We start from the raw sequence: 8721 nt of genomic DNA, 5'->3' as shown, positions 1-8721 counted from the left end.
GGCGGTGGGTCGGGGGGCAAAACCCCACCAGTCCCCCCCCCCGCCGGGGTCGCCGCCCCCCCCCCGCCCCCCCCCGACTCATGAAAATCAAAGGCTTCGCGAGGGCTTCGCGGAGTCCTGTTGTCGTAATGGTCGAATTGAGAACTGGTTGGACTAGGCACTGAACAGAATCATAGGGGAGGGCCGATACATAAGCCGAAGCTTGGCGTGAAGTGGTCGCGGTTCAGCCGCGATGGCCCTGTGCGCTGGGAACTTCTTCTAACCGTATCGGGAGTTCTAGACCTATGACGCTGACAGTCAACACCAACGTGCTTTCTCTGAACGCCCAGCGCAACCTCCAGTCCTCTGCGGGATTGCTGGGGCAGGCGCTCGAGCGACTCTCCTCTGGCCTGCGTATCAACAGCGCAAAGGACGATGCCGCTGGCCTAGCGATCGCGGAGCGTCTGACCACGCAGATTCGTGGCCTGAACCAGGCGGTACGCAACGCCAACGATGGCATCTCGCTCTCGCAGACCACTGAAGGCGCCCTGTCCGAGGTGGTAAGTAACCTGCAGAGAATTCGCGAGCTCGCGGTGCAGTCTGCTAACGGGACCAACTCGGCCGAGGACCGTGCGGCTCTCGACTCCGAAGTGCAGCAGCGCTTGCAGGAGATCGACCGCATCGCTCAGCAGACGACGTTCAACGGTCTGAACGTGCTCGACGGCACCTTCGGAACGGCCACCTTCCAGGTCGGCCCCGAGGTGGGTGACAACATCGCCCTAGACCTCAGCGCCAGCGCTCGCATCAACTCGCTCGGTCGTATCGCCCAAGAGACTGGTGGGGCGGCTGTGGATGCGAATGCGATCGCCGCTGGTGATGTCACCATCAACGGTGTCGAGGTCGCGAGCTCCACGGACTTCGCCGGCATAGCCGCGGGTCAGGAAGCCGATAGTGCCTACGCCAAGGCGAATGCGATCAACTCCAGTGGTATCTCCGGCGTGACCGCGGTGGCCGTGAGCGCAACCGTGGCGGCGGACAATGCGGGTGGCGTGGTGCTCGTGGACGCGGCGGATACGTACACCTTCGAGATCAACGGCGTCACCGTGATCAACGAGGCCGGTGCCGTCACGCTGACCCTCGAGGATGTGATCGAGACGATCAACGGTGTGACAGGGCAAACCGGCGTGACCGCGACGAACAATGGCGGCACGATCGAATTGACCGCCGAAGACGGCCGCAACATCACCACCGAAGCCACGCTCGTCGATGCGAACACCAATGCCACGGTGTTCTTCGACGATGACGCGGGCACGGCTGCGGTGGCTCGCGGCTCGATCCAACTGACCTCGCCGGTCGGCGCGATCGCTGTGGTCGATGGGAACAACCGCACGGGTGTCGGCAGCACGACGATCCAGCTCGATAACTCCAGCCTGATCGACGTGGATGTCACGACCGTCGGCAATGCTGAAAACACCCTGAACCGTGTCGATGCCGCTCTCGATGTGATCAACAACACGCGAGGCGACCTCGGTGCGGTTCAGAACCGACTCGAGTCCACCATCATCAACTTGAGCAATGTGGTGGTGAACCTCGAGGCATCACGAGGCCGGATCACCGACGCGGACTTCGCGGCGGAAACGGCCAAGCTAACGCGCGCACAGATTCTCCAGCAGGCCGGTATTTCCGTGGCCTCGCAGGCGAACGCGGCGCCGCAGTCCGTGCTGGGGCTGCTGCAGGGCTAGCGCCCTGATTGAGGGGGCTCTTGCGGATGCTCAGCGATCTGGGCATCGAAGAGCCTCCGGCCCCAGCGCTTTGGGGAGATGATGAAGATGGACCTACTCAAGCCAACGAGTACCAATCAGCAGCAACAACAGCCGAGTGCAGGGCCGTCGACGACGGAGCGTGTTTCGGTCGGTCAGGCGAGCGCAGCGGCCCCCGGGCGCCAACGCGATGCAGTGACCGTCGATCCGACAGCGGTGCCCGCACCAGCGCCCGTAGGCGACGCGGCGGTCGAGCAGCGGCGCAGCGCAGAACTCAACGCCGAACGCATGCGTGAGCTGGCGAAGACGCTGAATCGTGAACTTGAGTTTCGGATGGCCGACAGCGGTCGAGCCATCATCGATGTCGTCGATACAGAGAGCGGTGAAGTGATTCGAACCATCCCACCTGATGATCAGCAACGCTTGATCGACGCCCTGGCCGAGGGCGACGTCTCGCTACTGCCGGTCGATGGCGCCGCTTAGGAGTAACCCCAATGGCTATCACATCCCTCGGTACCGGCTCGGGCCTCGATCTCGAAAACCTCGTCAACGATCTGGTGAATGCGGAGATTGCGCCCCAGTCCTTTCAGCTCGATCAGCAGGAGTTCGCCCTGCAGACCGAGCTGTCGGCTGTCGGTACCCTGCGCGCCACGCTCGACAATCTGGCGCTTGTGCTCGAGGACTTTACGGATCCGAACGCCTTCCTCGGCCGCACCAGCAACTCCAGCAACGACGACTTGTTCACCGTGTCTGCGGATGAGACGGCGGTAGCGTCAAGCTATGAAGTGGAAGTCACTCAGCTGGCCCAGGCCCAGCGACTTCAGTCCGCTGCCTACGCCGATGAGGATGCCGAGGTCGGCACCGGCACGCTGACCATTCGTGTTGGCGACCTTCCGGCGGACGGTGAGCTAGACGAGGAGGGCAACCCTGTCGAGGCGCGCTCCTTCGACATCACCTTGGTGGAAGATGCCAACTCCCTCGCCGAGCTTCGCGATGCGATCAATGCGGCGAGCGACAATCCCGGGGTGACCGCCTCCATCGTTACCGGTGACGACGGTGCCTTCCTGGTGCTGAGCGCCGACGATACGGGGCTCGAGAACCGACTCACGATTACCGCTTCCGACGGCAACGTCGGGCTCGATGTACTGACCTTCGACCCGGATGATGTGCCCGGCAGCGCCCTGACGGAGCAAACCGAAGCGCTCGATTCGATCGTCGTCATTGACGACATCACCGTGACGAGCAGCTCGAACACCGTGTCCTCCGCGATCGACGGCGTCACCCTCAACCTCGTCTCAGCTGAGGTAGGCACCACGGCCACCTTGAGCGTGGCGATCGACGAGGCTGCGGTCTCGAATCGTATCGACAGCTTCATCTTCAACTACAACCAGTTGATCGACACGGTCAATGCACTCACCTCCTTCGACGCGGACTCCGGTGTGTCCGGCCCGCTCCTCGGCGATTCGACCGCGCGCATCCTGCTGGACCAGGTGCGTAGCGCCCTCGGCTCCCGCTCTGATGGCATCGAGGGCAGTTTCGACACCCTCTCGGACGTCGGCATCACCCTCGACTTCAATACCGGTCGCTTGCAGCGCGACCAGGTGGTCGGCGACTTCGACGGCATCGACACGGTTGCCGAAGCGATTGAGGCCGACCTCAACGGGTTGGCCCAACTGTTCACGTCAGAGAACGGAGTCGCCAACCAGTTGGCGGCGATCGTGGACTCTTATGTGGAGACTGATGGTGCGCTACCGACGCGAATCGCCGGGCTCGAGGAGAGCATCGCCGAGATCGGCGAGGAGCGCGACGACCTCGCCGACCGGGCCGTGAGCCTCGAGGCGCAGTTGCGCGCGGAGTTCATCGCACTGGATTTGCTAGTGGCGGAGCTCAGCGCCACAAGCAATTTTCTGACGCAGCAGCTCGCTACGCTGGCGACGCCTGCGCAGCTGAGCGGCTCGTAGATTGATTGACTTAGCCTAGGAGAAGTGGCTTGCCTTCGAACAACCGCAACGGCGCCATGGCGACTTATCAGAACGTGGGTGTGTCCAGCGGCATCACCGACGCCGATCCGCACAAACTGATTTCTATGATCATGCAGGGCGTGCTCGACTCCCTGGCCCGCGCCCGCGGCGCGGTCGAGAACCAGCAGGTGGCGACCAAGGGTGAGCAAATCAGTCGCGCCATCTCCCTGATCGAGCTCCTTCGCAGCTGCCTGGAGCACGAGTCTGGCGCGGAGGTGAGCAGGAATCTCGAGAGCCTGTACGAGTACATGAGCACTCGCCTGCTGATGGCCAACGCCAACAACAAGGTCGAGTGGATGGACGAGGTGGCCTCGCTCATGCGCGAGATCAAGGCCGGCTGGGACGAGATCCCGCCCGACGCCCGCGCCTTGCGCCAAACCGATCCGGCCGACGCCCAGGGCGGCCCGCTGGTCGGGTCCAACGAGGTGATCGGGTCATGCTGAATCAATCGCTAGCCGATGCCCTCGGCGAGATCTTGTCCCTCACCATCGCTCAGACCGAGGCGGCGGATGAGGGCGAGTGGGACCAGGTGCGCTCCATGGATCGGCGCCGATTGGAACTGCTCACCAACTTCTTCGAGATGCCCGCTGGGCCGGCCGAGCGGGATGTGCTCAGCGAGCAGCTAGGCGCATTGATGCAGGCGGATGCGCGCTTGCTCGAGGTGGCCACGCAAGCTCGCAACGGCATCGCTGATCGGATGTCCGCCCACAAGCGGCAGCGATCTGGCGTGGCCGCCTATCGCAAGGCCAGCACCCACCTGTAGGGAGGGCGCTGGCCAGGGAAGGACTTGTGCGCCCGGATGCGCAATTGAACTGATTGCCAGCTAGCGGCTGGCCTTTACGATCTGGGGATTTATCGCTATGTCCGACATTTCATCGACTCTGAGACTTCCATCGTCGATCAACATAACTACTGCACCCGAACTGGACGGTGGTCCTGAGCGGGCACCCACGCCGCAGCCGCCGGAGTCGCAGGACTCGACGGTGGGTGATCGCATCAACATCAGCGAGCGCGCTCGCGAGCTCGTCGCCAAGGCCCTGCAGAACCGTGCGGAGGCCACACCGGTGCCGCCGCAGGCGCGTGAGCTGCCCGACGGGGTGGAGTTCAGCCGCGGTGGTGGCACGGTCGAGATCAGCCGTGAGGTGGAGACCGCCGCCGGCGGCACGCGCACGCGGGAGCTTAGCGTTTCCGTTGACCCCGAAACGCAGACCGTGAGCCGTGAGCGCAGCGTCACCGGTGCTGGTGGTCGCAACGTTACCGTGAGCGGCTCGCTCACTCGTACCGACACCGGCTTCGAGAGCTCCTTCACCGTGACCGGCCCGAACGGCAACGAGTTCAACCGCTCGGTGGAGCAGAGCTTCGATCCGGAGAAGGGCACGCTCTCCCGCTCCGTGGTCGTGACCGGTGACACCTACACGGTCAGCCGCAGCACGGAACTGGAACGCACCGAGGGCGGCTTCGACGCCTCTTTCAACCTCTCCGTGCAGCGTAACGATCTGCCCGAAGCGCAGGGCGGCCCCGAGGTTGAGAGCGACGCCTAAGCGTTCGCTCGACGGGGCCAGCGGGATCGACCTGGCATTCACGCCAGGTCGATCCGCGTTGCATTGTGCTGACGCCACCCTCCGGTGACTGACACCTTCCTCACGCTCCTGCGCCCGCCGGGGCGACTCGGCGCGCCCACCGGCGGCACGTCGCCATCGCCTGCCGCCGCCGCTCAGGTGGCGAGCAATCTCCAGCCTGGCAACCGGGTGCTGGCCCAGGTGCTGGCGAGCGCCGGCAACGGCCAGGCCACCTTGAAGGTGGGGGCGCAGGCTATCCAGGTGCGTACCACGACGCCCTTGCGGGTGGGCGAGCAGCTCAACCTCGAGGTCACCCATGCCGGGCGCCTTCTGGTCTTGGCCCGTCGCGATGGCACGGGGGATACCCCCCGCACGATCCCGCAGGTCACCACCAACCTCCTGCGCCAACAACTCCCCGTGCAGCGAAGTCTGGGCGAAGCCTTGGGTGCCGTCGGCTCGCTGGCGGCAGCGGGTCCGTCGCAGAGTCTACCGCGAGATCTGTCCACCGCCGCCCAGCAACTGCTGGCCTCTCTGCCTCGGCGAGAGACACTGACCGACGCGGAGGGAATCGCTCGGGCGCTGCGTTGGGCGACGACGGGGTCGACGTTCTCCCCAAGCCTTTCGAATTTATTAGCCAATGTTCTGGGCAGGCTTCCCGCGGAGGGTGGCCGATATCCTGTGGCCACGGCGAACGCTGCAGCGGGGGATGAGCTTCCGCCGCTACCCGGCCAACGACCCGTGCCCCAGGGACGGGTGCCCGTTCAGCGCGAGTTACCCTCCTACGATGGGTTGCGCCAGCAGCTGCAGGGAGCAGGTGCACGAATCGATTTGTTAGCTTTGACCGCGATGTTCCCGAGACCTCGGGAACGTGCGGCCTTTGCGAGTGAGATCCCAGTCGCGTCGCCGGGCGAGACGGGGCCGGTCGACGTGATCGGCGTGCGCGTCGCCCATGAGGCAATCCCTGCGCAGAGCGACGCCGAGCACAGCGCGCGAGGGGAGGGCAGCGACGGCGGCGATGGCGAGAGGCAACATCGCTGGCGGGTGGAACTCGCCTTCGATCTGCCCGGCCTGGGACCGCTCGACGCAGTGATCACCCTTGGCCGTGAGAATGAGGTGGCCGTGAGCTTTCGCAGCCGTGAGGGGGCGACGGCCGAGGTGGTGCAAGGGCGGCTCGGCGACCTCGACCGTCGCTTGCTCGCCCGCGGCCTGACCGTCGACGCATTGCTGGCCGGTCGCGATCCCGGCCCCGAGGTAGCCGCTGCAGAACACACCGCCCACCATCTGCTGAGCCCCATGGTGGACGAACGTGCCTGAGGGCGATGCGCACGACGAGCCGATTCGAGTGGCGGCCGCCCTGCGCTACGACGACGCGGCGGGTGGCGCCCCGCGGGTCACCGCGTCGGGTCACGAGGCGGTCGCGGAGCAGATCGTGGCTCTGGCCAAGGATGCGGGTGTGCCCCATTACCAGGATCCGCATCTCGCGCGCCTGCTGGCGCAGGTGGATCTCGGGGAGGAGATCCCTCCCGCCCTGTACCAGGCGGTCGCGGAGGTCATCGCCTTCGTCTGGTCCCTGAGCGACGGCGAAGACGACCCTACCGTCGTACCTTAGCCGCCTTATGCACCGTTCTGGTGCTGGATATCGCCGACCTCGCCCTGTGATGGTGCAGGACTTCGCGCCATAACGCCCTCGTGCCCTTGGATGGCACACGGGGCAGCGGTGGCGCGCTTCTTGCTATCGATCCCCCATGGACTAGCGCCGCCCGGCGCTGCGCGTCGCCTACGGCTGCGCGCAGGCGACGGTAATCGAGTGTGTGCGCGCGCCACCCGAAGGGTCCGGCGAGCGCGTGGAGGACAGGACATGAAGCTCGTGACGGCCATCGTCAACCCCTACAAGGTGGAAGACGTGCGGGAGGCGATCGCCTCGCTCGGACTGCAAGGGATGACGGTCACCGAGGTGAGGGGCTTCGGGCGCCAGCGCGGCCACGCGGAGTTGTATCGCGGGGCCGAGTACACGGTGGACTACCGGCCGAAGGTGAAGATCGAGATCGCGACGGCGGACGACGATGTCGACCGGGTGGTGGAGGCGATCGTGCAGGCGGCACGCACCGGCCGCGTCGGCGACGGAAAGATTTTTGTGACTGGCCTCGAGCAGAGCGTGCGCGTGCGCACGGGCGAGGCCGGAGAAGCCGCGCTGTAAAGCGCGCTGCGCGTACCGAAGGCTCGCGCGCACTATAAGGGATCGTGCGCACAGCAGGTTTGCGCACAGCGAAGGATCGAAGAGGAGGAGACTGCCGGTGGAGTTACTCGAAGTCAGCTATTCGCTGGACACCTTTTACTTCCTGGTCATGGGCGCCCTGGTCATGTGGATGGCCGCCGGGTTCACCATGCTGGAAGCGGGGCTGGTGCGAGCGAAGAACACCACGGAGATTCTGACCAAGAACGTGGGGCTCTACAGCATCGCTTGCATCATGTACATGCTGTGCGGCTACGGCATCATGTACGGCGACGGGCTGAACGCCTTCATCCCCGGCATCAGCGTCTTGGGCACCGACGATAACGAGCTCGCCGCCGTGATGAGCGGCGCCGAGGACGCCCCCTACTACTCCCAGCTCGCGGACTTCTTCTTCCAAGTGGTGTTCGTCGCCACCGCCATGTCCATCGTCTCCGGCGCCGTCGCCGAGCGCATGAAGCTATGGACCTTCTTCACCTTCGCCATCGTCATGACCGGGTTCATCTACCCCGTACAAGGCTTTTGGAAGTGGGGCGGCGGGTTCCTGGAGCAGGCGGGCTTCCTGGACTTTGCCGGTTCCGGTGTCGTGCACCTCTCCGGCGCCGCCGCGGCCCTCGCGGGAGTGCTGTTGCTCGGCGCGCGCAAGGGTAAGTACGGCAACCGCGGGCAGATCAACGCCATTCCCGGTTGCAACCTGCCGCTGGCCACCCTGGGCACGCTCATCCTTTGGCTGGGGTGGTTCGGCTTCAACGGCGGATCGGAGCTGCAGATCACCGGCGTAGACCACGCGAACAACGTGGCGCTGGTGTTCGTCAACACGAACATGGCGGCAGCCGGAGGCCTCGTCGGCGCGCTGTTGCTAGCCCGCTTCTGGTTCGGTAAGGCGGACCTGACGATGGCGCTTAACGGCGCCCTCGCGGGCCTGGTCTCGATCACCGCCGAGCCGCTCACGCCCACGCCCGTCATCGCCACGCTGATCGGCCTGATCGGCGGACTGCTGGTGGTGGCCTCGATCGTCACCCTCGACAAGCTGCGTATCGATGATCCGGTCGGTGCCATCTCCGTGCACGGCATCTCCACCACTGAGCTGAAAGCGCACCCACTGTACGCGCCGCTCCAGGCCGATGCCCTGGGGGTGAGTCACGCGGCAGAGGAGGAAGGAAGGAGATGGG

General features: G+C 65.2%; 10 protein-coding genes. All 10 read left to right on the top strand.

Annotated features, from left to right (window positions below; all coding sequences use genetic code 11):
* Nucleotides 1–284 precede the first annotated feature (284 nt).
* A complete protein-coding gene (locus tag AAF184_23405; protein MEO0425303.1) occupies nucleotides 285–1721 on the top strand; it encodes a flagellin in 1437 nt (478 codons plus the stop codon).
* Nucleotides 1722–1808: 87 nt separating this feature from the next.
* Nucleotides 1809–2222, top strand: a complete 414-nt coding sequence (locus AAF184_23400) for a flagellar protein FlaG (protein MEO0425302.1) — start codon at nucleotides 1809–1811, stop codon at nucleotides 2220–2222.
* A gap of 11 nt (nucleotides 2223–2233) precedes the next feature.
* Entirely contained in the window at nucleotides 2234–3700 is a 1467-nt protein-coding gene (gene fliD, locus AAF184_23395; protein ID MEO0425301.1) for a flagellar filament capping protein FliD, read from the top strand.
* 29 nt (nucleotides 3701–3729) lie between these two features.
* Entirely contained in the window at nucleotides 3730–4203 is a 474-nt protein-coding gene (gene fliS / locus AAF184_23390) for a flagellar export chaperone FliS (protein ID MEO0425300.1), read from the top strand.
* Nucleotides 4197–4523, top strand: a complete 327-nt coding sequence (locus AAF184_23385; protein ID MEO0425299.1) for a flagellar protein FliT — start codon at nucleotides 4197–4199, stop codon at nucleotides 4521–4523. Before fliS ends, AAF184_23385 begins: the two co-directional genes overlap by 7 nt.
* A gap of 97 nt (nucleotides 4524–4620) precedes the next feature.
* Nucleotides 4621–5301 carry a hypothetical protein gene (locus AAF184_23380; protein ID MEO0425298.1) on the top strand — a complete coding sequence of 227 codons (681 nt, stop codon included), beginning with the start codon at nucleotides 4621–4623 and terminating at the stop codon, nucleotides 5299–5301.
* An 84-nt stretch (nucleotides 5302–5385) separates the two neighbouring features.
* The gene (locus AAF184_23375; GenBank protein ID MEO0425297.1) at nucleotides 5386–6633 is read left to right on the top strand and encodes a flagellar hook-length control protein FliK; all 1248 of its coding nucleotides are present in this window, start codon (nucleotides 5386–5388) and stop codon (nucleotides 6631–6633) included.
* On the top strand, nucleotides 6626–6928 hold the full coding sequence (locus AAF184_23370; protein MEO0425296.1) for an EscU/YscU/HrcU family type III secretion system export apparatus switch protein: 303 nt from the start codon (nucleotides 6626–6628) through the stop codon (nucleotides 6926–6928). The genes AAF184_23375 and AAF184_23370 overlap by 8 nt, the downstream gene beginning before the upstream one ends.
* Before the next feature lie 249 nt (nucleotides 6929–7177).
* Complete coding sequence (locus tag AAF184_23365; protein MEO0425295.1) at nucleotides 7178–7516, top strand: P-II family nitrogen regulator; 339 nt, start codon at nucleotides 7178–7180, stop codon at nucleotides 7514–7516.
* A 148-nt stretch (nucleotides 7517–7664) separates the two neighbouring features.
* On the top strand, nucleotides 7665–8721 hold a 1057-nt coding region (locus AAF184_23360), incomplete at its 3' end, for an ammonium transporter (protein MEO0425294.1).

This window comes from Pseudomonadota bacterium (genome assembly GCA_039815145.1).
GTDB lineage: Bacteria > Pseudomonadota > Gammaproteobacteria > Steroidobacterales > JBCBZW01 > JBCBZW01.
This window is presented reverse-complemented; position numbering and strand designations above follow the sequence as displayed.

Excerpts from the sequence above, each read along its gene's own strand:
- AAF184_23405 (MEO0425303.1), top strand. The coding sequence starts at position 285 with ATGACGCTGACAGTCAACACCAACGTGCTTTCTCTGAACGCCCAGCGC.
- fliD (MEO0425301.1), top strand. The coding sequence starts at position 2,234 with ATGGCTATCACATCCCTCGGTACCGGCTCGGGCCTCGATCTCGAAAAC.
- AAF184_23380 (MEO0425298.1), top strand. The coding sequence starts at position 4,621 with ATGTCCGACATTTCATCGACTCTGAGACTTCCATCGTCGATCAACATA.
- AAF184_23400 (MEO0425302.1), top strand. The coding sequence starts at position 1,809 with ATGGACCTACTCAAGCCAACGAGTACCAATCAGCAGCAACAACAGCCG.
- AAF184_23385 (MEO0425299.1), top strand. The coding sequence starts at position 4,197 with ATGCTGAATCAATCGCTAGCCGATGCCCTCGGCGAGATCTTGTCCCTC.
- AAF184_23365 (MEO0425295.1), top strand. The coding sequence starts at position 7,178 with ATGAAGCTCGTGACGGCCATCGTCAACCCCTACAAGGTGGAAGACGTG.